The sequence below is a fragment of the Lentzea sp. NPDC003310 genome (genome assembly GCF_040610935.1).
Classification (GTDB): domain Bacteria; phylum Actinomycetota; class Actinomycetes; order Mycobacteriales; family Pseudonocardiaceae; genus Lentzea.
Genome location: NZ_JBEXNC010000010.1, coordinates 24,778 through 47,157 on the forward strand (window position 1 = coordinate 24,778; position 22,380 = coordinate 47,157).

Annotated in this window: 21 protein-coding genes and 1 tRNA gene; 2 read left to right on the forward strand and 20 right to left on the reverse strand. The window is 67.7% G+C overall.

Annotated elements, in window-relative coordinates; genetic code table 11:
• Window positions 1-56 precede the first annotated feature (56 nt).
• From ABZX02_RS21180 to rplJ, 14 genes are all read right to left on the reverse strand, one after another.
• On the reverse strand, window positions 57-3,542 hold the full coding sequence (locus ABZX02_RS21180; protein ID WP_355300289.1) for a DNA-directed RNA polymerase subunit beta: 3,486 nt from the start codon (window positions 3,540-3,542) through the stop codon (window positions 57-59).
• 564 nt (window positions 3,543-4,106) lie between these two features.
• The gene (locus ABZX02_RS21185) at window positions 4,107-4,961 is read right to left on the reverse strand and encodes a hypothetical protein (RefSeq protein WP_355300290.1); all 855 of its coding nucleotides are present in this window, start codon (window positions 4,959-4,961) and stop codon (window positions 4,107-4,109) included.
• Window positions 4,962-4,991: 30 nt separating this feature from the next.
• Complete coding sequence (locus ABZX02_RS21190) at window positions 4,992-5,492, reverse strand: hypothetical protein (protein WP_355300291.1); 501 nt, start codon at window positions 5,490-5,492, stop codon at window positions 4,992-4,994.
• Window positions 5,492-6,721 (reverse strand): MlaD family protein, encoded by a 1,230-nt coding sequence (locus tag ABZX02_RS21195; protein WP_355300292.1) that lies wholly within the window; start codon window positions 6,719-6,721, stop codon window positions 5,492-5,494. The genes ABZX02_RS21190 and ABZX02_RS21195 overlap by 1 nt, the downstream gene beginning before the upstream one ends.
• Entirely contained in the window at window positions 6,718-7,857 is a 1,140-nt protein-coding gene (locus ABZX02_RS21200; RefSeq protein ID WP_355300293.1) for an MCE family protein, read from the reverse strand. The genes ABZX02_RS21195 and ABZX02_RS21200 overlap by 4 nt, the downstream gene beginning before the upstream one ends.
• Complete coding sequence (locus ABZX02_RS21205) at window positions 7,854-9,020, reverse strand: MCE family protein (protein WP_355300294.1); 1,167 nt, start codon at window positions 9,018-9,020, stop codon at window positions 7,854-7,856. The genes ABZX02_RS21200 and ABZX02_RS21205 overlap by 4 nt, the downstream gene beginning before the upstream one ends.
• Complete coding sequence (locus ABZX02_RS21210) at window positions 9,017-10,018, reverse strand: MCE family protein (RefSeq protein WP_355300295.1); 1,002 nt, start codon at window positions 10,016-10,018, stop codon at window positions 9,017-9,019. The genes ABZX02_RS21205 and ABZX02_RS21210 overlap by 4 nt, the downstream gene beginning before the upstream one ends.
• Window positions 10,015-11,046, reverse strand: a complete 1,032-nt coding sequence (locus ABZX02_RS21215; protein WP_355300296.1) for an MCE family protein — start codon at window positions 11,044-11,046, stop codon at window positions 10,015-10,017. The genes ABZX02_RS21210 and ABZX02_RS21215 overlap by 4 nt, the downstream gene beginning before the upstream one ends.
• A complete protein-coding gene (locus ABZX02_RS21220; protein ID WP_355300297.1) occupies window positions 11,043-12,347 on the reverse strand; it encodes an MCE family protein in 1,305 nt (434 codons plus the stop codon). The genes ABZX02_RS21215 and ABZX02_RS21220 overlap by 4 nt, the downstream gene beginning before the upstream one ends.
• Complete coding sequence (locus tag ABZX02_RS21225; protein ID WP_355300298.1) at window positions 12,344-13,153, reverse strand: ABC transporter permease; 810 nt, start codon at window positions 13,151-13,153, stop codon at window positions 12,344-12,346. Before ABZX02_RS21225 ends, ABZX02_RS21220 begins: the two co-directional genes overlap by 4 nt.
• Window positions 13,153-13,938 carry an ABC transporter permease gene (locus tag ABZX02_RS21230; protein WP_355300299.1) on the reverse strand — a complete coding sequence of 262 codons (786 nt, stop codon included), beginning with the start codon at window positions 13,936-13,938 and terminating at the stop codon, window positions 13,153-13,155. The genes ABZX02_RS21225 and ABZX02_RS21230 overlap by 1 nt, the downstream gene beginning before the upstream one ends.
• Window positions 13,935-15,002, reverse strand: coding sequence for an ATP-binding cassette domain-containing protein (locus ABZX02_RS21235; RefSeq protein WP_355300300.1), 1,068 nt, complete (start codon window positions 15,000-15,002; stop codon window positions 13,935-13,937). The genes ABZX02_RS21230 and ABZX02_RS21235 overlap by 4 nt, the downstream gene beginning before the upstream one ends.
• 709 nt (window positions 15,003-15,711) lie before the next feature.
• Window positions 15,712-16,098: a 50S ribosomal protein L7/L12 gene (gene rplL / locus ABZX02_RS21240; RefSeq protein ID WP_355300301.1), complete on the reverse strand. Its 387-nt coding sequence runs from the start codon at window positions 16,096-16,098 to the stop codon at window positions 15,712-15,714.
• 56 nt (window positions 16,099-16,154) lie between these two features.
• Window positions 16,155-16,709 (reverse strand): 50S ribosomal protein L10, encoded by a 555-nt coding sequence (rplJ, locus tag ABZX02_RS21245; protein WP_355300302.1) that lies wholly within the window; start codon window positions 16,707-16,709, stop codon window positions 16,155-16,157.
• A 248-nt stretch (window positions 16,710-16,957) separates the two neighbouring features.
• On the opposite strand from rplJ, the gene ABZX02_RS21250 reads away from it, so the two are divergent.
• Complete coding sequence (locus ABZX02_RS21250; RefSeq protein ID WP_355300303.1) at window positions 16,958-17,698, forward strand: hypothetical protein; 741 nt, start codon at window positions 16,958-16,960, stop codon at window positions 17,696-17,698.
• Here the strand turns inward: ABZX02_RS21250 and ABZX02_RS21255 are convergent.
• Window positions 17,695-18,537, reverse strand: a complete 843-nt coding sequence (locus ABZX02_RS21255) for an NAD(P)-binding domain-containing protein (RefSeq protein WP_355300304.1) — start codon at window positions 18,535-18,537, stop codon at window positions 17,695-17,697. The two genes, ABZX02_RS21250 and ABZX02_RS21255, sit on opposite strands and share 4 nt — an antisense overlap.
• A gap of 84 nt (window positions 18,538-18,621) precedes the next feature.
• On the opposite strand from ABZX02_RS21255, the gene ABZX02_RS21260 reads away from it, so the two are divergent.
• On the forward strand, window positions 18,622-19,590 hold the full coding sequence (locus tag ABZX02_RS21260; RefSeq protein WP_355300305.1) for a helix-turn-helix domain-containing protein: 969 nt from the start codon (window positions 18,622-18,624) through the stop codon (window positions 19,588-19,590).
• Window positions 19,591-19,651: 61 nt separating this feature from the next.
• On the opposite strand, the gene rplA is transcribed toward ABZX02_RS21260, so the two are convergent.
• From rplA to ABZX02_RS21285, 5 genes are all read right to left on the reverse strand, one after another.
• The gene (gene rplA, locus ABZX02_RS21265; RefSeq protein ID WP_089915404.1) at window positions 19,652-20,362 is read right to left on the reverse strand and encodes a 50S ribosomal protein L1; all 711 of its coding nucleotides are present in this window, start codon (window positions 20,360-20,362) and stop codon (window positions 19,652-19,654) included.
• An 80-nt stretch (window positions 20,363-20,442) separates the two neighbouring features.
• Window positions 20,443-20,877, reverse strand: coding sequence for a 50S ribosomal protein L11 (rplK, locus tag ABZX02_RS21270; protein ID WP_065915943.1), 435 nt, complete (start codon window positions 20,875-20,877; stop codon window positions 20,443-20,445).
• 86 nt (window positions 20,878-20,963) lie between these two features.
• Entirely contained in the window at window positions 20,964-21,752 is a 789-nt protein-coding gene (gene nusG / locus ABZX02_RS21275; RefSeq protein ID WP_355300306.1) for a transcription termination/antitermination protein NusG, read from the reverse strand.
• Between the two features lie 40 nt (window positions 21,753-21,792).
• A complete protein-coding gene (secE, locus tag ABZX02_RS21280; protein WP_045309795.1) occupies window positions 21,793-22,206 on the reverse strand; it encodes a preprotein translocase subunit SecE in 414 nt (137 codons plus the stop codon).
• A 37-nt stretch (window positions 22,207-22,243) separates the two neighbouring features.
• Window positions 22,244-22,316: transfer RNA gene (locus ABZX02_RS21285), tRNA-Trp, on the reverse strand.
• Window positions 22,317-22,380 lie beyond the last annotated feature (64 nt).

Consider the following 22,380-nt stretch of genomic DNA (forward strand, 5'->3'; position numbering starts at 1 on the left):
GGGAAGGCCAGGGAGCACTACGCGGGAGGCATGGTGCTCCCTGGCCGGCGAGGTGACTAGTTGACGACGTCGTCCACGGAGGGCGACTCGGACCTCGACAGGTTGATGCCGAGGTTCGCGGCCGCGCGCTCCAGGTCCTCGTCGTCGCCGTCGCGCATCTCGATCGCGGCACCGTCCGAAGACAGGACCTCGACGTTGAGGCAGAGCGACTGCAGCTCCTTGAGCAGCACCTTGAAGGACTCCGGGATACCGGGTTCCGGGATGTTCTCGCCCTTGACGATGGCCTCGTAGACCTTCACGCGGCCGAGCACGTCGTCGGACTTGATGGTGAGAAGTTCCTGCAGGGTGTACGCGGCGCCGTACGCCTGCATCGCCCAGCACTCCATCTCACCGAAGCGCTGACCACCGAACTGCGCCTTACCACCCAGCGGCTGCTGCGTGATCATCGAGTACGGGCCGGTCGAACGCGCGTGGATCTTGTCGTCGACCAGGTGCAGCAGCTTCAGGATGTACATGTAGCCGACGGACACCGGGAACGGGTACGGCTCGCCGGAGCGGCCGTCGAAGAGCTGCGCCTTCCCGTTCTCCTTGACCATCCGCTCGCCGTCGCGGTTCGGGATCGTCGAGCCGAGCAGGCCCGTGATCTCCTCTTCCTTCGCGCCGTCGAACACGGGGGTCGCGGTCTTGGTGCCGGGCTCGACCTCCAGCAGCTCCTCGGACAGGTTCTTCGCCCAGTCCGGGTCGCCGTTGATGGACCAGCCCTGCTTGGCGATCCACCCGAGGTGGGTCTCCAGCACCTGGCCGATGTTCATACGACGCGGCACACCGTGGGTGTTCAGGATGATATCGACCGGCGTGCCGTCCTCGAGGAACGGCATGTCCTCCGCGGGGAGGATCTTGCCGATGACGCCCTTGTTGCCGTGGCGGCCGGCGAGCTTGTCACCGTCCTGGATCTTGCGCTTCTGGGCCACGTAGACGCGGACGAGCTCGTTGACGCCCGGAGGCAGCTCGTCGTCGTCCTCACGCGAGAACACGCGGATGCCGATGACCTTGCCGTACTCGCCGTGCGGCACCTTCAGCGAGGTGTCGCGGACCTCGCGCGCCTTCTCACCGAAGATCGCGCGGAGCAGGCGCTCCTCCGGCGTCAGCTCGGTCTCGCCCTTGGGCGTGACCTTGCCGACGAGGATGTCGCCCGGCTGGACCTCGGCACCGATGCGGATGATGCCGCGCTCGTCCAGGTCGGCCAGGACCTCCTCGGAGACGTTCGGGATGTCCCGGGTGATCTCCTCGGCGCCGAGCTTCGTGTCGCGGGCGTCGATCTCGTGCTCCTCGATGTGGATCGAGGTGAGAACGTCGTCCTGCACGAGGCGCTGCGACAGGATGATCGCGTCCTCGTAGTTGTGGCCTTCCCACGGCATGATCGCCACGAGCAGGTTCTTGCCGAGCGCCATCTCACCGTTCTCGGTGCACGGCCCGTCGGCCAGGACCTGGCCCTCAGACACCCGGTCGCCCTCGTTGACGATCGGCTTCTGGTTGATGCAGGTGCCCTGGTTCGAGCGACGGAACTTGTGCAGCGCGTAGGTGTTGCGCGCACCGTCGTCGGCCATGACGGTGATGTAGTCGGCGGAGACCTCCTCGACCACACCGGTCTTCTTCGCGACGACGACGTCACCGGCGTCCACCGCGGCGCGCAGCTCCATGCCGGTGCCGACGAGCGGCGACTCGGAGCGGAGCAGCGGCACGGCCTGACGCTGCATGTTCGCACCCATCAGGGCGCGGTTCGCGTCGTCGTGCTCGAGGAACGGGATCATGGCGGTCGCGGCCGACACCATCTGGCGCGGCGAGACGTCCATGTAGTCGACGTCGGTCGGGTCGATGAACTCGACCTCGCCGCCCTTCTTGCGGACCAGGACGCGGTCGTCGGTGAAGTTGCCCTCGTCGTCGGTCGGCGAGTTCGCCTGCGCCTTGACGAAGCGGTCTTCCTCGTCCGCGGTCAGGTAGTCGATCTGGTCGGTGACCCGGCCGTCGGTGACCTTGCGGTACGGCGTCTCGATGAAGCCGAACGGGTTGACCCGCGCGTAGCTCGAGAGCGAACCGATCAGACCGATGTTCGGGCCTTCCGGCGTCTCGATCGGGCACATGCGGCCGTAGTGCGACGGGTGGACGTCGCGGACCTCCATGCCGGCCCGCTCACGGGACAGACCACCGGGACCCAGCGCCGACAGGCGGCGCTTGTGGGTCAGACCCGCGAGCGGGTTGGTCTGGTCCATGAACTGCGACAGCTGCGAGGTGCCGAAGAACTCCTTGATCGCCGCCACGACGGGACGGATGTTGATCAGGGTCTGCGGCGTGATGGCCTCGACGTCCTGCGTGGTCATGCGCTCGCGGACGACGCGCTCCATGCGGGACAGACCGACGCGGATCTGGTTCTGGATCAGCTCGCCGACCGTGCGCAGACGACGGTTGCCGAAGTGATCGATGTCGTCGACCTCGACGGGCACGTCGCCACCGGCGGCGGCGTCCATCACGGTCTCACCCGCGTGCAGGCGGACGAGGTACTCGATCGTCGTGACGATGTCGTCCTCGGTCAGGACACCCGTGTTGATGTCGGTGTCCAGGCCCAGCTTCTTGTTGACCTTGTAGCGGCCAACCTTCGCCAGGTCGTAGCGCTTGTCCTTGAAGAACAGGTTCTCCAGCAGGGCCTGCGCCGACTCCTTCGTCGGGGGCTCGCCCGGACGCAGCTTGCGGTAGATGTCGAGCAACGCCTCGTCGGTACCCGCGGTGTGGTCCTTCTCGAGCGTGGTCAGCAACGTCTCGCTGAACGCGAACCGCTCGCGGATCTGCTCCGTGCTCCAGCCCAGAGCCTTCAACAGCACCGTCACCGGCTGGCGACGCTTCCGGTCGATGCGGACACCGACGGTGTCGCGCTTGTCGACGTCGAACTCCAGCCAAGCACCCCGGGACGGGATGATCTTGACGCTGAAGACGTCCTTGTCGGTCGTCTTGTCGACCGCGGTGTCGTAGTAGACACCGGGCGAACGCACGAGCTGGGAGACCACCACGCGCTCGGTGCCGTTGATGATGAACGTGCCCTTGTTCGTCATCATCGGGAAGTCACCCATGAACACCGTCTGGCTCTTGATCTCGCCAGTGGTGTGGTTGGTGAACTCCGCCGTGACGAACAGAGGTGCCGCGTACGTCATGTCCTTGTCCTTGCACTCCTCGGTCGAGGCCTTGACCTCGTCGAAGCGCGGGTCGGAGAAGGACAGTGACATGGAGCCGGAGAAGTCCTCGATCGGCGAGATCTCGTTGAGGACCTCTTCGAGGCCGCCCGTCGGGGTCTCGTCACCGGCGTCGACGCGGCGCTGGAACCACGCCTCGTCGCCGGTCAGCCATTCGAAGGACTGGATCTGCAGGTCGAGCAGGTTGGGCGTCGAAAGAGGCTCGTGAATCTTCGCGAACGAGACCCGCTTCGGCGCTCCAGGGATCCCCGACGTGGAGTTGGTCGCAGCAGTGGCCTTGGTCGCGCGAGAGATCGCCAAGATGCGTCCTTCCAGGGACAGGTAGCTGGCTAGAGCGAACTAGCACGGCTGTCAAGGGTGCGGCGATGCCCGCATAATCCACGCTCTCGGCGAAGGGCAAGCGGAAAATGGGCAGCGCAAAGGGGCAGTCTAGCCACGCGCACGGCGACTGTCGAGAGGCACCTGGAAGGACCCTCCTCTTGCTCACCGACAGAGTGACCCTGCATGAGCGCGCAGTCAAGATGTTGCGCGCCGATCCACCCTCTGGATGGAGCGCCGTTTACTGCAAGTCACCCATTTGACCTGGGCAAACACGTGTGCGGCCGTTTTGGTGGGAAGTTGACGGCCTCAAGTGGACTTACAGAGGGCCACAAGATTTGTGTGACCGAGATCACGCGTGTCGGGGCTGGCGGAGGGCGCGTTGTCGGTGCTTCTGGGGCTCCTGTGGCGACCTCACAGCGGAGTTGATCTTAGAGGACCCGGATCTTGTACCCGGCACCGGGCCGGGCCAAACGACCTCCGCTGGATCGACGCGGCCAGGGCTTGGTCCGGGCGCCGGTGGCCCTGACTCCGCCCCGGCTCCGGTCAGCAGCCCTGGAGCTGGCGGTTCTGCTCCGCCGTCGCGCCGAACATCTCCATGTTGTCGATCTTCCACCGGCCGCCGTCCTCCACCGCGCTAACGCGCAGCATGGCCGTGCCGCCACCCGACTGGTTGTCGGTGGTGCGGGTGGTGACCTGGTCGGCGAACACGAGCACGGTGGCGTTGTTGCCCTTGAGGGACGACACGGCCGATGACACCACACGGACCGTCACGACGAGCTTCTGCTGCGGCGCGACCTCCTTCACCGGGCCGAACACGGCGTTGTACTGGCACAACGCCTTGCCGGTGAGGAGCTCCTTCGCGGCCTTCTCGGTGGCCTCGACGTCGGCGAAGTTGTACGAGAACGACTTCTCGACGGCCTCGCGGACCTGGCCGTTCACCTCCGAGGTGGCTCCCGAGTCCACCAGGGCGGCGTTGTAGGACACCGCGCGCGACTGGACCAGGAAGAACGTGCCGAGGGCGCCCAGCAGGACCGCAACCGCCAGCAGGGCCGCCGGGAGCTGCCAGCCGTGCCGGATGGCGGTGGCCGGTGCGGGGTCGGCCGGCTTGTCGGCGACGCCCTTCCTCGTCAAGACCGCCGCACCGGGCTTCTCGGCCTCGGCGGGCTCGGTCGCCGACGGCGTCGGGTCGACGGCCTCCGGCGCCTTGGGGTCTGCCCCTTCGGCCTCCGGCCGCGCGTCCTCCACCACGGTCTCGACCGCGGGTTCGACCGGCTCCGCGGCCGCTGGCTCGACCGGCTCGACCACGGCGGGCTCGGACGCGCGGCGGTTCAGGCCGGCCACCTTCGGGCGGCCTCCGGCGGGCGTCGTGGGGATGGGGCGGCGGCGGGAGGGAGGCACGTGCACTCGTTCCAATCAGCTCTGGCCGGCTCAGACGCCGGACCGCAGCGGACCCAGCTGGCTCAGCTTCCAGCCGTCCTCGGTGCGGGTGAGCTTGGTCAGGTAGCGGTTGATCTTCTTGACCTGCTGGCCGCCGTCGGGCGTCACGGTGCTCTCGACCACGGCGATCATCTGCGCGCTGCCCGCCCGGTCGTCCAGCTCGGTGATGGCCGCGTCCAGGACCTTCGACGTCGTCACCGACTTGGCGTCGACCAACTGCTTCTTGCGCGAGTCCTTGTCCTTGTCGATCTCCGCGCGGAGGTCGCCGGTGGACGAGTTGAGCCAGCGCTGCAGGTCCTCGTCGACCTTCTTGTAGTCGAGCGTCAGGAAGTTCGTGATACCGACCTGGCCGGACCGCAGCGCCTCGTCCCGGACGGACGCGAACTCCGACTCCGACGAGTGCGACGCCGAGTACCAGGCGACGCCCGAGTACGCGGCGAACCCGAACGCCAGCACCGCCAGGACGGCGGCCACAACAGTGAAGACCCGCACTACTTCTTCTCCTCCGGCAAGCCCAGCAGCTGGCCCAGCGACGTCAGCAGCGGCACTTCGGGCGCGCTGGCCTGACCGGTCGGCTCCTGACCGGGCTGCGTGGTCGCGTTGCCGACCGGCGTGGTCGGCGTTCCACCATATGGCGCATTCTGCGACCCGCGGACCGAGGTCGCAGACCCGCGCGCGAGAGCGCAGTACGCCTGCGTGTTCAGCGGTGCGGGCGAGGTGTCCGCACCGGTGCGGATGGTCGTGCCCTCGTAGCCGACCGTGCACGGCATCGGGTCGAACACGTTCAGCGCGAGACCGAAGTGCGCGGACCCGTCGCCGGGCGCCACGGAGAACCCGCCGCCGACGGCGATGGGGTACGTCACCGCGATCTGTTCCAAACCGTCGCGCCTGGTCACGAGGATGTTCGAGGTCGTCAGCAGGTTCGCGAACACCACCCCGAGGTTCGGTCCGCTCTCCTTGAGCAGCGCCGACACCTGCTCGGACGCCGGCGGCACGGCCACGATCAACCGCCGCAGGTCGCCGTCGGAGGCCTTGAGCTGCTCGGCGAGCAGCCGCAGGTCACCGCTGAACGACCGGATGGCGCCGCCGGACGCGGCCTGCGTGGCCAGCACGATCCTGCCGTCCTGCAGGAGCTGGGTGGTCTGCGGCAGGTGCTCCTTCGCCGCCGCCGTGAACGCCGCGGTGTTGTCGATCAGCACCTGCAGGTCGCCACCCGTGCCGCTGAACGCCGTGTGCAGCTCGTCCACGACCGTCTTCAGCGAGTCGGTCGGCACGGAGGAGGCGAACGAGTCCAAATTGGACAGAAGCCCGTCGACCGGTGGCGGCGTGCGGGTGGCCGAGCGCGGGATGACCGACCCGGCCTCCAGGTACGGCCCGCCGTCGGCCTTCGGCCGCAGGTCGACGTACTGCTCGCCCACGGCCGAACGGTTGGCCACCACGGCTTCGAGCGACGACGGCACGCGCGGTGCGTCCGCGTCCAGCTCGAGGTCGACCTCGATGCCGTCGGACGCCAGCCGCAGCTGCCCGACCCGTCCGATCGTCACGCCGCGGTAGGTCACCTCGGCGTTGGTGAAGATGCCGCCCGAATCGGCGAGCTGCATCGTCACGACCGTCGACGACGACTTGAACAGCCCGATGTACGTGGCACTGACGTAGGAGACGCCCAGCAACGCGACCAGCACGAACGCGCCGATCTTGAGCTTCGTCGACCGCAGGATCACTTGCGACCACCTCCCAGCAGCCCGCCGAGCAGGTCGCCCAGCCCGGACCCGGTGCCCTGCCCGAGGTTCGGCAGCGGGATGTTCGGCATCGGCAACGGCGTGCCCTGCGACGGGATCAGCGAGTCGATCGGCGACTGCCGCGACCTCGACAGGTTGTCGAGCACCGTCCCGAGGTTCAGGTCGAGGTCGATGAACGCGTTGGTGTAGTCGCCCTTGATGCCGTCGAGCGCCTCGTCCGGGAACGGGTAGGTCAGCAGCAGCTCGAGCGACTTCGGCAGGTTCTGCCCCGACTCCACGAGCTTCGTCAGGACCGGCTGCAACGCCTTCAGGTCCGCCACGATGTCGTCACGGCTGCGGTTGACCGTGTCCGTGGCGACGTCGGAGAGCTTGTTCAGCGACTGCAGCAGCGTCACGAGCTGCGTGCGCTGCTCGGCCAGCACCTGCAGGCCCGGCTGCAGGTCGGTCAGCGCGACCGCGATCTTGTCCCGCTGCTGGGCCAGCGTGCCGGCCAGCCGGTTCATCGAGTCGAGCGCGCGGACGATCTCCGCCTTGTGCTTGTCGAGCTCCCCCACGAACGTGTTGAGGTTGCCCAGCAGAGAGCGGATCTCGGCCTCGTTGCCCTCCATCGCCGCGTTGAGCTCCTTGGTGATGTTCTGCAGCTGCGCCACACCACCACCGTTGAGCAGCATCGACAACGCGCCGAAGACCTCTTCGACCTCGGGGTTCCGGTTGGTCCGGTCCAGCGGGATCGTGGCGTTGTCGGCCAGCGACCCGGTGGCGTCCTTGGGCTTGCCCAGCTCCACGAACTTCTCGCCGAGCAATGCCGACTGGCGCAGCTTGGCGAACGCGTTGGCGGGCAACCGAACGTCCCCGTTGACCAGCAACGTGACCTCGGCGGTCCAGCCGTCGGCACCCAGGTCGATCTTCTCGACCCGGCCGACCGGCACGTCGTTGACCTTCACGCCCGCCTGCGGCACCAGGTCCAGCACGTCCTTGAACTGCGCCTTGACCCGGTACGGGTGGTCGCCGACGTCGGCACCGCCCGGCAGCGGCATGTTGTAGACCCCGTCGAACCCGCCCGAGCCGCAGCCCGACACGAGCACGAGCGCCGAGAGAACCAGAGCCAGCTTCCTCACTGGGGCACCCCCGCGAGCGGCAGGGGCAGCGGCAGCTTGCCCGCGTTCAGGTCGCCCAGCACCTCGGCCGGCGACTTCAGCGGGATCGCGCCGGTCAGCAGCGGTTCCAGCTGCTTGCACGTGCTCGCGAGCACCGGCGGCACGTTGTTCGGCGTCGCCTGCTGGATCAGCTTGCAGATCAGCACGATCGGCGGCTGGTTCAGCTCGTTGATGTTCGCGCGGGTGTCGAGCGTGCCCGACGCCGCGTTGTAGGAGTTCTGCAGGTTGCCCAGGGCCAGCGGCGCGACGTCGAGGGTCTCGGCCAGCGCGGCCCGCTGGTTCACGAGCACCTGCGTGATCGAGGCGAGCTTGTCCACGTTGGACTTCAGCACCTCGCGGTTGTCCTTGATGAAACCCTGCACCTGCCCCAGCGCGGTGGCGAGCTCGCTCAACGCCGCACCGAGGTCGCCGCGCTCGTCGGCGAGCATCTTCGACACGTCCGCGAGCTGCTTGTTGAAGTCGCGCACCTGGCTGTCGTTCGCGGCCAGCATCGCGGTGAACTTCTGCAGGTTGTCGACCGTGGCGAACAGGTCCTCCTTGGACCCCGACAACGTCCGCGTGGCCTGGCCGAGGTTCTTCAACGTGTCGTTGAGCGCCTGGCCGTTGCCCTCGAGGTTCTTCGCGGCGGAGTTCAGCAGGTCGGCCAGCGCCCCGTCGGCGTTGGCGCCGTTGGGTCCCAGCGCGGTCGTGAGCTTGTCGAGCGACGAGTACAGCTCGTCCAGCTCGACCGGCGTCGCGGTGCGCTCCCGCGGGATCACGGCGTCGTCGGCCAGCGTCGGACCACCGGTGTAGGCGGGCGCGAGCTGCACGTACCGGTCGGAGACCACGCTCGGCGCGACCACGACGGCCTGCGCGTTCTCCGGCACCCGCACGTCGCGGTCGACGGTGAACACGACCCTCACGGTCTTGCCCTCGGGCACGACCTCGTCGATCGTGCCGACCTTCACGCCGAGCACCCGCACGTCACCGCCGGGGTAGACGCCGACCGCCGCGGCGAAGTGCGCGGTGACCTTCCGCCCGTTCATGCCGGCGAAGACCCACCACAGCGCGGCGGTCACGACCAGCGCGAGCACGCACGCGATCGCGATGAACCGGCCGGTCTTCGACTGGGCCACATCAGTCATCGCTGCACCCCCGGAGGCAGGCAGCCTTCCTCGTTGAACCCGACGACGCCGAGGTTCACCGAGGGCGGCAGCAGACCGCAGATGTACGTGTCGAACCAGCGGCCGTTGCCCAGGGTGTTCGCGAACACCCGGTAGAACGGCGCCATCAGCGCGAGGCTGCGGTCCAGGTTGTCCTGATTGCGCTGCAGGATCGTGGTGACCCGGCCGAGCTGCTCCAACGCGGGCTTGAGCTGGTTCTGGTTGTCCGTCACCAGTCCGCTGAGCTCGCGGGAGAGGGAACGCGTGCCGTCGAGCAGCGCGCTGATCGACTCGCGGCGCTTGCGCAGCTCGCCGAGCAGCAGGTTGCCGTCGGAGAGCAGCTTCTCGAACTCGGCGTTGCGGTCGGCCAGCGTCTTGGTCAGCTGCCGGGTGTTGTCCAGCAGCTTGGCCAGCTGCTCGTCGCGCGAGGAGATCGTCTTCGACAACGCGGACAGGCCGTCCAGCGCGCCCCGGACGTGCTCCGGCGAGTTCTTGAAGGTGTCGGACAGGACCGTGAAGCTGTCCGCGAGCTGCTTGGTGTCGATCTGGCCGACGGTCGTCGCGAGCCCGTTGAACGCCTCGTTCACGTCGTACGGCGCGAGCGTGCGTTCCTTGGGGATCGGGTCGCCGGGCGAGAGCGGCTGCGTGCCCTGCGGGTCCAGCGCCACGAACTTCTGCCCCAGCAACGTCTTGATGCGGATCATCGCGGTCGTCCGGTCGCCCACCCAGGCGTCCTTGACCTTGAACGTCACCCGCACCCGGTCGCCGTTCAGCTTGACCTTGGTGACCTTGCCGACCTTCACGCCGGCGACGCGGACCTCGTTGCCCGGCACCAGTCCCGCGGCCTCGCTGAAGTCCGCGGCGTAGGAGGTGCCGCCGCCGACGATCGGCAGGTCGTCGGAGTAGAACGCGGCCAGCAGCAACAGGGCGATCAACGTCAGGCTGATCGCGCCGGTCCTGATCGGGTTCGAGGTCTTCATCGGCGGCACCTCTGCTGGGTCACCGGCAACGCCGTGATCGGGATCGGGTTCGAGATGACCGGCGGCACGGCGACCTGGCCGCTGGCCTCGCACAGGTAGAAGTTGAACCACGAGCCGTAGGTCGCGGTCCGCGTGATCGTCTCCAGCTTGGTGGGCAGGCGCTGCAACATCTGGTCCACGAGCACCTCGTTGTCGCCCAACGTCTTCGAGACGATGCCGAGCTGCGCGATGTCGTTGCGCAACGGCTCCCGGCCCTGCTCCAGCAGCCCGGACGTGGCCTGCGTCAGGTCGCCGAGCGCGGTGATCGCGTCCCCGATCGGCTGGCGGTCCTGCGCGAGCCCGGAGACGAGCGACTGCAACGTGATCACGAGGTTGTTGAAGTCCTCGTCACGCGAGTTCACGGTCTCCAGCGCGGTGTTGAGGTTGTCGACGACCTCGCCGATCACCTTGTCCTTGCCGGCGAGCGTGCTGGTCAGCGACGCCGTGTGCTGCAGCAGGCTGTCGATCGTGCTGCCCTCGCCCTGGAGCACCTGGATGATCTCGAACGACAGCTTGTTCACGTCGTCCGGGTTCAGGGCCTGGAAGAGCGGCTTGAAACCGTTGAACAGCACGGTGAGGTCGAGCGCGGGCTTGGTTCGTTCCAACGGGATCGTGCCGCCCTCGGGCAGCACGGCCTCGGTGTCGCCGGTGCCGGCCTCCAACGCGATGTACCGCTGCCCCACCAGGTTGCGGTACTTGATCGTCGCGGTGACGGCCTCGGGCAGCTTGCGGTCGCCGTCGATCGAGAACTCGACCTCGGCGGTCTTGCGGTCGACGACCTTGATCCCGTCGACCTGCCCGACGCGCACGCCGGCGATGCGGATGTCGTCACCCTCGTTCAGGGCGGTGACGTCGGTGAACCGGGCCTTGTAGTCCGTGGCGCTGGCCAGGTTCACGTTGGCGATGGTGACCGCGAGCAGCGACGTCGCGAGGATCGTGACCACCGCGAACGCGATCAGCTTGAGCAGCGGGCCGAGCAGTCCCTTCACTTGACGGTCACCTCCGTCCCGCGCACGAGGGGTCCGAGCAGCAGGCTCGACCAGCCGGGCATCTCCTGCGGGTCGACGCCGACGCGCGGCCCGAAGAGCGCCGCGACCAGCCGGGCCTCCTCCGGGGAGTTGGCGAGGCTGCGCACGTCGGCGGACTGCGGCATGGTCGCGCCCGGCGGGATGATGCCGTCGTTCGCGACGCGGGCGGGCGGCGGCGAGCTGGAGCCGTCCTGGACCGGGCCCTCCGGCGGGTACTGCGGGAACGGGTCCGGCCTCGGGATGATGTCGTAGCAGCGCGGACCGCGCTTGTCCTTGTACTCGGGCTCGTCGAGGTTGGGCTTGTACTTGCCGCGGTTCTGCGTGATCTCCAGCGTGATGTGCAGGCCGGGCTTGTCGGTGCCCGCGCCGAACGCCTTGCTGATGATCGGCTCGAACTCCGCGAGGCCCTTGAGCAGGCACGGGTACTCGGGCGCGTACTTCGCGAGCAGCTCCAGCGTCGGCCGGCTGGTGTCGGCGAGGCCGATGATGTTGTTCTTGTTGACCGCGACGAAGCTGGTGAGGTCCTGCGACGTCGTGGTCATCGTGCCGTAGAGGGCGAGCAGGTTCTCGCGCTGGTCGACGACGGTCTTGGTCGTCGTGGTCATGTCGTTGAGCGCCTGCAGCAGGTCCGGCGCGGCGTCGGAGTAGACGTTCGCGACGTCCGCCAGCTTGGAGATGTTCTCCTTCAACGCGGGCAGCTGCGGGTTGAGCTCACCGAGGTAGGAGTCGAGCGACACCAGCGTCTCGCCGAGCGGCTTGCCCCGTCCGTCGAGGGCCTGGGACAACGCCGTGAGCGTCGTCGCGAGCTTCTCCGGCTGGATCGCCTGCAACACCGGCATCAGGTTGTCCAGCACGCGTTCGAGCTCGATCGCACTGCTCGTGCGGTCCTGCTCGATGACCGCGCCCTGGGCGATCGGGGCCTGCTTCTGCTGCGGCAGCACGAGGTTCACGTACCGCTCGCCGAACAACGTCTTGGGCAGCAGGCGCGCGCTGACGTTGGACGGGATCTGCTCGACCTTGTCCGGCAGCAGCGCCAGCTCGAGCTCGGCGCCGTCACCGCTGGTCCGCACGGCCTTCACGGACCCGACGATCAGCCCGCGGACCTTGACGTCGCTCGCGGTCTGCAGCTGGTTGCCGATGTGGTCGGTCTTGAGGGTGACCTTCACGTAGTCGCTGAAGGCGTCCTTGTAGAGCGCCACCGTGAGCGACAGGAACATGGCGATCGCGAGGAGGAAGGCGATGCCCAGCACGCGTTTCCTCATCCGGCGATCCTCACGGTCGTAGTGGCACCCCAGATCGCGAGGCTCAGGAAGAAGTCGAGCAGCGCCGTCGTGACGATCGCGGTCCGCACCGCGCGCCCGACCGCGACACCCACACCGGCCGGACCGCCGGACGCGCGGTAGCCGTAGTAGCAGTGGGTCATGATGATCACGACCGCGAAGACCAGCACCTTGCCGAACGACCAGAGCACGTCGATCGGCGGTAGGAACAGGTTGAAGTAGTGGTCGTACGTGCCCGCCGACTGCCCGTAGAACTCCACGGTGATCGTGCGAGCCGCGAGGTAACTGGTCAGCAGCCCGATCACGTACAGCGGGATGATCGCGATGAACCCGGCGATGATCCGGGTCGTCACCAGGAACGGCAGGCTGGGGATGCCCATGACCTCCAGCGCGTCGATCTCCTCGGAGATCCGCATGGCGCCGAGCTGGGCCGTGAACCCGGACCCCACCGTCGCGCTGAGGGCGAGCCCGGCGACGAGCGGCGCGATCTCACGGGTGTTGAAGTACGCGGAGACGAACCCGGCGAAGGCCGACGTGCCGATCTGGTTCAACGCGGTGAAGCCCTGAAGACCCACCACCGTGCCCGTGAACACGGACAGCCCGACCATGACACCGATCGTGCCGCCGATGACCGCGAGCGCCCCGGACCCGAAGCTGACCTCGGCCAGCAGCCGCATGGTCTCCTTGGAGTACCGCTTGAGCGCGCGCGGCGTCCAGGCCAGCGCCTTGATGTAGAACGACAGCTGGTCGCCGAAACCGTCCAGCGTGGACAGCGCCTTGTTCGCCATCAGCTCCCCTTCGCGGGCACGACCTGCAGGTAGATCGTGGTGAGGACGAAGTTGACGAAGAACAGCAGCAGGAACGTGATGACGACGGCCTGGTTCACCGCGTCGCCCACGCCCTTCGGCCCGCCGGCCGGGTTGAGCCCCCGATAAGCAGCCACGATGCCCGCGATGAACCCGAAGATCAGCGCCTTCAACTCGCTGATCCACAGGTCGGGCAGCTGCGCCAAGGCCGAGAAACTCGCGAGGTAGGCACCGGGCGTGCCGTCCTGCATGACCACGTTGAAGAAGTACCCGCCCATCACGCCGACGACGCTCACCATGCCGTTGAGCAGCACGGACACCAGCATCGCGGCAAGAACCCGAGGCACCACCAGCCGGTGGATCGGCGACACCCCGAGCACTTCCATCGCGTCGATCTCTTCACGGATCTTCCGAGACCCGAGATCAGCACAGATGGCCGAGCCACCGGCTCCAGCGATCAGCAGCGCCGTCACGATCGGACTGGCCTGCTGGATGATCGCGAGCACGCTGGCAGCACCCGTGAACGACTGCGCACCGATCTGCCGGGTCAACGACCCCAGCTGCAGCGCGATCACAGCACCGAACGGAATCGACACCAGCGCCGTCGGCAACACCGTCACGCTGACGATGAACCAGCTCTGCTGGATGAACTCCCGCAACTGGAACGGCCGCCGGAACGTCGTGCGCACCACGTCGATCCCGAGCTGGCACAGCTTCCCGGTCTCCCGCAGCGCCCCGGCGCCGGGGAACGAGGTCTGCGTGGTCACAGCACACCACCCTGCCGAGGCCACGGGCTGGGCGTAGGCGCAGGCACGGCCATGCCGGCGTGCACGCCGTACCGCACCTGCTCCTCGGGCGTGAGGCTGGCGATGATCCCCTGCTGAGCCTCGTGAGGCAGCTGGTGGATGATCGTCATGACCCGGTCCTTCCGCCGCCGGACGGCGTCGCGGAACGGCAACCCGGGCGTCGGCTCCAACTGCGGCACGATCCCCCGCACGTCCCCCTCGGGCGACCCGTCGGAGTGACCGGCGTCAGCGTGCGCCTGCTCGGCCGCCATCGTGGCGGTGTCCTTCTCCTCGGACATGCCGATAGGCCCGAGCCGCCGCCCGTTGAGGAACTGCTCCACCACAGGCTCGTCGCTGGTCAGCAACACCTCGCGAGGCCCGAACATGATCAGCTCGCGCCGAAACAGCATGCCGAGGTTGTCCGGCACGGTCCGCGCGATGTTGATGTTGTGCGTGACGATCAGAATGGTCGCGTCGATCTGGGCGTTCAGGTCGATCAGCAACTGGCTCAGGTAAGCCGTGCGCACCGGGTCCAACCCGGAGTCGGGCTCGTCGCACAGGATGATCTCGGGATCGAGCACCAGCGCCCGAGCCAGCCCAGCCCGCTTGCGCATACCACCGGAGATCTCCCCGGGAAGCTTCTTCTCGGCCCCGACGAGACCGACCATCTCCATCTTCTCGAGGACGATCCGCCGAACCTCGGCCTCCGTCTTGCGCGTGTGCTCGCGCAACGGAAAAGCGATGTTGTCGTAGAGGTTCATCGACCCGAACAACGCGCCGTCCTGGAACAGCACACCGAACATCTTCCGGATCTCGTACAGCCGGTGCTCAGAACACCGCACCAGGTCGGTCCCGTTGATGACGATCTTGCCCTGCTCCGGCTTCAGCAACCCGACCAGCGACTTCAGGAACACGCTCTTGCCCGTACCGGACGGCCCGAGCATCACGCTGACCTCACCCGGCGGCAACGTGAGCGTGACGTCCTGCCAGATGGTCTGCTTGCCGAAGGACTTGGTCAGACCCTCGACGACCACCTCGACGCCCATCCGCACCTCCGCACACGCCCGAGGACGCCGCAGCGATCGGCGTCACACCTGGGCAACGAGTTCGTTCGCGGCAGGTTACTCACCAGTTGGCCTAATGGCGGTTGCGTTCAGATAACGCCACAGAGCGTGACCTCGCAAAACGGTCACCAACACCTAGACCACTGCCTGACAACCGAGAATTACGAGACCGATGTGACTCGAAGCACACCAGGACACAAACAGGCACCAGCCGCAGAACGCGCCCACGCAAGCAGACAACCACCACAAAACAGGCGCCCGCCCTCGCACGCCAACCACGCACACAACCTGGCGTGGCGATGCGAAGCGAGCCGGACGAACCTCGACGCGCTGCGAGGCGGTAAGCACCCTCGTTGGCGATCGGGGCTTGACTTTGGGTGCGAGGTGCTACCCCTCGCGGATCGGCCGGGCGCTTTTCAGCCCGGCTTTTCCAGGCCGACCAGCGCCTCGCAAGGGCCCCGAAGTCAAGCCCCGATCGCAACCCACTACATCGTCCCGGCCTGAGGGACCACCCTCGCAAGGTGACGGGGACCAACCCAACGCAAGGCCCCCGCTGGAACCGGCGCCCGCCCACGCAAGCCGACCCGCACCCCACCCACCCACAAAACGCAAAACGGGCGCACACCCCGCATGGGGTGCACGCCCGTTCAGGCACTGCAAGGCAAAACGCCAGCCCCCGAAGGGGCATGTCTCACTTGAGCGAGATCTTGGCGCCGGCAGCCTCGAGCTTCTCCTTGGCGGCCTCGGCAACGTCCTTGGCGACGTTCTCGAGCAGCGGCTTCGGAGCGGACTCGACGAGCTCCTTGGCCTCCTTCAGGCCCAGGCCCGAGACGACCTCGCGGACGACCTTGATGACCTGGATCTTCTTGTCGCCGGCGCCCTCGAGAACGACGGTGAACTCGTCCTTCTCCTCCTCGGCGGCGGCCACGGGGCCAGCGGCACCCGGGGCGGCAACGGCGACGGGCGCCGCGGCGGTGACCTCGAAGGTCTCCTCGAACTGCTTCACGAACGCGGAGAGCTCCAGGAGGGTCATCTCCTTGAACGCGTCGAGCAGCTCTTCGGTGCTGAGCTTCGCCATGATCGGCGGTCCTTTCTAATCTCCCGCGCGAAAGCGTCGGGCGTGTCTTCGGGTGATCAGCTTTCGGCGGGAGCGTCGGCTTCGGCGGCGGGAGCCGCGGCGGCCTTCTTCTCCTGCAGGGCAGCAGCCAGGCGAGCGACCTGGGAAGCCGGGGCGTTGAACAGACCCGCAGCCTTGGCCAGGTTGCCCTTCATCGCGCCCGCGAGCTTCGCGAGCAGCACCTCACGGCTGTCGAGGTCCGCGATGGCGGTGACCTCGTCGACCGAGAGCGGGCGGCCATCCATGTAGCCGCCCTTGATGATCAGGGCCTTGTTGTCCTTCGCGAAGTCGCGGATCGCCTTGGCGGCGTCGACGGGCTCGCCCTCGACGAACGCGATGGCGGTCGGACCGGACAGAAGAGCCTCGAGGCCCTCCACGCCGGCGTCCGCAGCGGCCAGCTTGACCAGCGTGTTCTTCGCGACGGTGTACTTGGTGCCCGCGCCGAGAGCGCGACGCAGCGTGGTGAGCTGCGCCATGGAGAGGCCACGGTACTCAGTGACAACCGCTGCCGAGCTGCTGCGGAACTGGTCCGCGAGCTCAGCGACCGCCGTAACCTTCGTGGGCTTCGCCATGATCGCCTCCTCTCTGGGCTGGGTTAGACCGCCGGCCTGGAGAAGGTCCCGAAACAACAAAAACGCCCACGCGCACAAGCAGCACGGGGCGTCACAAACGAACTTGAGCCTCGTCCTCCCTGCGCGGGCCGCCCGTGTTGCAACGGGGCCTTCGTTCTCCTCGCGGAGAAAACCTGCGGTCTTCGGTAGAACCAGGGAAAAGACTAGCCGACTGGGTCACGGCTCTCCAAATCGGCACAATGTGACGTGTGACCGACGAGCCGGGCAAGGACCTCGCACCCCGCCAGCCGCAGCAGCCGCCGGTGCCGCAGCAGCCGGCTCCGCAGCCGCCGCCCGGCCCGCAGATCGACCCCGACCAGCTGCGGCAGTTCCAGGAGTTCCAGCGCTTCCAGGAGTTCCAGCGCTACCAGGAGGCGACTGGCCAGGCCCCGCAGGCGCCGAAGCAGCAGCGCGCGGGCCGGGCCTGGTGGCTCATCGTCCTGCTCAGCCCCGTCTTCTGGCGGGTGCTGACGTTCCTCGTCGTGCTGTTCTCCGCGATCTGGGCCTACAACCACTTCTTCGGCAACGACGACCCCGGCGACGTCGCCCAGGACAGCGGCGGCGTGACGGGCGCGGCCCAGGGCCTGTCCGCACCCGCCGGACTGCAGGGCACCGTCGGCATGTTCTACAAGCACGTCTCGTTCGCCGACACGACCCGCGCCTGCACGCTGTTCCTGCGCGACGACACCCGGCAGAAGTTCGCGAACGCCTACGGCGCAAGCGATTGCGCCGCCGCGGTCAAGGACCTGAAGGCCAAGGTGACCAGCGTCGACCGGTACCAGCAGGTGATGTTCCCGCCGGACATGCTCAAGACCCCGACGACCACCCAGGTCACCATCGACTCGTGCGCCCTGACCGTCGAGGGCGGCCCGCGTCTGGGCACGTTCGTCGTGGAGAAGGTCGGCTCGGGCTGGGTCATCACCGACTGGACGCCGAGCACCTGCGGTTAGAACGACTCGACGGCGCGGGCGAGGCTCTCCTCCCCGCGCCCGTCGGCCACCTGCTTGTCCACCAACGCCTTGAACGCGTCCAGCCCGGCGAACGGCACGCCCTGCGCCTCGGCAGCGCGGATCAACGTGGCCAGCCCGGACTGGTTCATGGCCAGGCTTGACTCGCCACCGGAGTAGCTCCCGGAGTCGATCTCCTCGGCGAACGTCACCAGCGCCGGCTGCAGGTCCGTCAGCCAGGCCAGCAGCACCGGCGTGAGCTCGCCGGCCCCGATCCCGCCCGCCCGCGCCAGCGCCGCGGCGTGCACGAAGCCGCCGAGCAGCCCGTACATGCCGGACAGGATCGCCACGTCGTACCCGGACGCCCGCCCGGCGTCGTCCCCGAGGAACGTGACCTTTCCCAGCAGCTCCAACGACTTCCGCCACCGTTCGGCCACCGCCGCGGACCCGCTGTAGAGGATCGACGACGCGTCGGTGCCGATCGTCTGCGGCACCGCGTACACCGCGCCGTGCAGGTACTCGGCCTCGTTCGCCGCGGCCCACGCGGCCAGTTCCCGCGCCTCGCCGGGAGTACCGGACGTCAGGTTCACCACCGCCCGCCCACGCACGTCCACGCCACGCAGAACCTGGTGCGCCGCTTGGTTGTCGAGCACGGCGACGACCACCAGGTCACTCGCCGCCACGGCCTCCGCCGCCGTGCTCGCGACGGTCGCGGCCAGCCCCTCGGCCTTCCCCGCAGAACGGTTCCAGACCGTCGTCGGATGGCCGGCGCGGGCGAACGCCTCCGCCAGCGCACGTCCCAGATTTCCCAGTCCCAGCACGGTGATCGCTTCAGCTGTCATGGCTCCAGCCTCGCCGCGCGTGATCATCTCAGCCAGTGACCGGAATGACCCCTTTCACCAAATTCCTGCCATAGGCTGGACGGCATGAGCGCCGGTTCCGTAGCCATGGTCGTGCCCGGTGACTTCGGCGTCGCGGACCTCTACGAGCTCGGCATCCCCGCCGCCGTCTTCGGCACGCCGCAGCCCGACCTCGCCGACCCCTGGTACGAGTTGTGGTTGTGCGGCACCGGAAACCGCACCCACACGACGACCCCGGGCTTCACACTGCACAGCGACCACAAGCTGGAAGACATCGTGCGCGCGGACACCGTCATCGTGTCGTGGGTGCCGGACGAGGTCTTCGAGGACAACGCACCCGTGCCGCCCGAACTCGTCACGGCGCTAAGACAGGCACACGACAACGGAGCGCGCATCGTGTCCGCGTGCGTCGGTGCGTACGCACTGGCCGAGGCCGGTCTCTTGGACGGCAAGAGGGCCACGGCGCACTGGATGCACACGGCCCTGCTCGCCGAGCGCTACCCGAAGATCCAGGTCGACGCCTCGCAGCTCTACATCGACGAGGGCGACGTCCTGACCAGCGCGGGCATGAGCGCCGGCCTCGACCTCTGTCTGCACCTGGTCCGCCACGACCTGGGCGCCCACGTCGCCAACCAGCTCGCCCGCCGGATGATCGTTCCCGGCCACCGCCCCGGTCACCTGGGCCAGTACGTCGACCTCTCCGTCCCCGCGAGCGACGAGCAGGGCCTCACCCCGGTGCTCGACTGGGCCCGCGCCCGCCTGGACGAACCGCTGACGATCGAGGTCCTGGCCCGCCAGGCCGCGATGAGCCCGCGCACCTTCTACCGGAAGCTGCACGCCACGACGGGCACGACACCGTTGCAGTGGCTGCTCAACGAGCGCATCGCACGAGCGCAGGCCTTGCTGGAGTCCACCGACCTGTCGGTGGAGAGGATCGCGGCGCTGAGCGGCATCGGCACGGCGAACAACCTGCGCCACCACTTCCTCAAGCAGGTGGGCCGCTCCCCCAGCGACTACCGCCGAGAACGTTCCTGACAAGCCGAAAGGCCCCCGGCGAACCGGGGGCCTTTCGCGAAAATCAACGAACCGGGGAGGCTCAGGCCTCGTCCACCAGCATGTTGCGGGTGCGGTTCGGGTCGACCGGGATGCCGGGGCCCATCGTCGTGGAGACGGTGACCTTCTTGACGTACCGGCCCTTGGCCGCGGACGGCTTGGCGCGGAGCACCTCGTCCAGCGCGGCCGCGTAGTTCTCGACCAGCTTCTCGGAGTCGAACGACACCTTGCCGATGACGAAGTGCAGGTTGGCCTGCTTGTCAACGCGGAAGTTGATCTTTCCGCCCTTGATGTCGTTGACGGCCTTGGCGACCTCGGGGGTCACGGTGCCGGTCTTGGGGTTCGGCATCAGGCCACGCGGGCCGAGGATGCGGGCGATGCGGCCGACCTTCGCCATCTGGTCGGGGGTCGCGATCGCGGCGTCGAAGTCGAGCCAGCCACCCTGGATGCGCTCGATCAGGTCCTCGGAGCCGACGGCGTCCGCACCGGCGGCCTCGGCCTCGGCGGCCTTGTCACCGGTTGCGAAGACGATCACGCGGGCGGTCTTGCCCGTACCGTGCGGCAGATTCACGGTGCCGCGGACCATCTGGTCGGCCTTGCGAGGGTCGACGCCGAGGCGAATCGCGACCTCGACAGTCGCGTCCAGCTTCACCTTGGACGTTTCCTTGGCCAGCTTGGCGGCCTCGAGCGGCGAGTACAGCCGCTCCCGGTCCACCAGCTCGGCGGCGGCCTTGTAGGCCTTGCTGCGCTTCATAACTCTGTCCTTAAGTGCTGTGGATCAGTCGTGGTTCGTGAGCCGCGCTCGGCTCTCCCACGCTTTCGAGGAGGGTGCGATCAGCCTTCGACCGTGATGCCCATGGAACGGGCGGTGCCGGCGATGATCTTCGCGGCCTGGTCGATGTCGTTCGCGTTCAGGTCGACCATCTTGGTCTGCGCGATCTGACGCACCTGCTCCATGGTCACCTTGGCGACCTTGACGCGGTGCGGCTCGCCGCTGCCCTTGTCGACACCCGCGGCGGCGAGGATGAGTCGCGCGGCCGGAGGGGTCTTCAGCTTGAAGTCGAACGAGCGGTCTTCGTACACGGAGATCTCGACCGGCACGACCTGACCGCGCTGCGACTCGGTCGCGGCGTTGTAGGCCTTGCAGAACTCCATGATGTTGACGCCGTGCTGACCAAGCGCGGGACCGACGGGCGGCGCCGGGTTGGCGGCACCAGCCTTGATCTGCAGCTTGATGATCGCTGACAGCTTCTTCTTCTTGGGTGGCATTGTCCGTACTTCCTGTTATTGCGGTGTCCGCGCGCGGCTCTGCCAGCCGCAGCGTGGCCGATCGGTCCTTGGGTGAGGAGGACCGCTCAGATCTTGGAGACCTGGCTGAACGACAGCTCGACCGGCGTTTCCCGGCCGAAGATCGACACCAGGACCTTCAGCTTCTGGCCGTCCGCGTTGACCTCGCTGATCGTGGCGGGCAGCGTGGCGAACGGGCCGTCCATGACGGTGACCGACTCGCCGACCTCGAAGTCGACCTCGATGGCCGGCTTCGACACGGTGGTGGCGGCGGCCTTCTTGCCCTCGGCCGGCTTCTGCTCCTGCTGCGGGAGCAGGAACTTCAGCACCTCGTCGATCGTGAGGGGCGAGGGCTTGGAGGTGGCGCCGACGAACCCGGTCACGCCCGGCGTGTTGCGGACGGCGCTCCAGGACGCGTCGGTGAGCTCCATGCGGACCAGGATGTAACCGGGCAGCACCTTGCGCTGCACCAGCTTGCGCTGGCCGTTCTTGATCTCGGTGACCTCTTCGGTCGGCACCTCGACCTGGAAGATGTAGTCCTCCATGTCGAGCGTGTGGATACGAGTCTCGAGGTTCGCCTTGACCTTGTTCTCGTAACCGGCGTACGAGTGCACGACGTACCAGTCGCCGGGCGCGTGGCGCAGGGCCTGTCGCAGCTCTTCGGCGGGGTCGGCGATCTCTTCGTCGATCGGGGTCTCGTCGATCGCGAGGACGTCGACGTCCTCGTCGGACTCGCTGTCCTCGGAGTCCACAGCCTCCGACTCGACCGTCTCGTCGACCGCGGTGTCCTCGGACACCTCGTCGTCGATGAGGTCGTCGGTCTTCTCCTGGGCGTCAACGCCGTTGTCGGAGGTCACTGTGGATCTCGCTTCCTGATTGCAGCGGCAGCTGTCCGGCTCAGCCGAACAACTCGAAAACAGCCGCGCCGAAGCCGAGGTCGAGAGCCCACACCAGCGCAACCATGAACACCACGAACACGAGGACAACACCCGTGTACGTGACGAGCTGCTTGCGCGTCGGCCAGATCACCTTGCGGAGTTCGCCGATGACCTCGCGGATGTAGCGGAAGAACCGCCCGATCAGCGAGGGACGCTTCTCCTGTCCTTCACGGGTCTTGGTCGGGCGACCCTTCTTCGCGTCCTCGTCCGACTCCTCGGACTTGGCGACGCTCTTCTTCGACTCAGCGCTGCTGCCGTCCTTGCGGGCGGCCGGGCGAGAGGAGGCACGACGTTCACGTCGCGCCGCAGCAGTGGACGGCCGGACAGCGCCTTCGCGCTCCTCCGGCTGGTCCTGCTCGCGGCCCTCGCTCATGCCGTGCCTCCACTCCACCCATGACGCGCTTCGACAGCAGGGGCGACAGGACTTGAACCTGCAACCTGCGGTTTTGGAGACCGCTGCTCTGCCAGTTGAGCTACACCCCTTTGAGATCCCGAGTGGGGATCCCCTGGCCAAGCAGGAAGTGTACGGGAGCCTGTCCCGTCCATT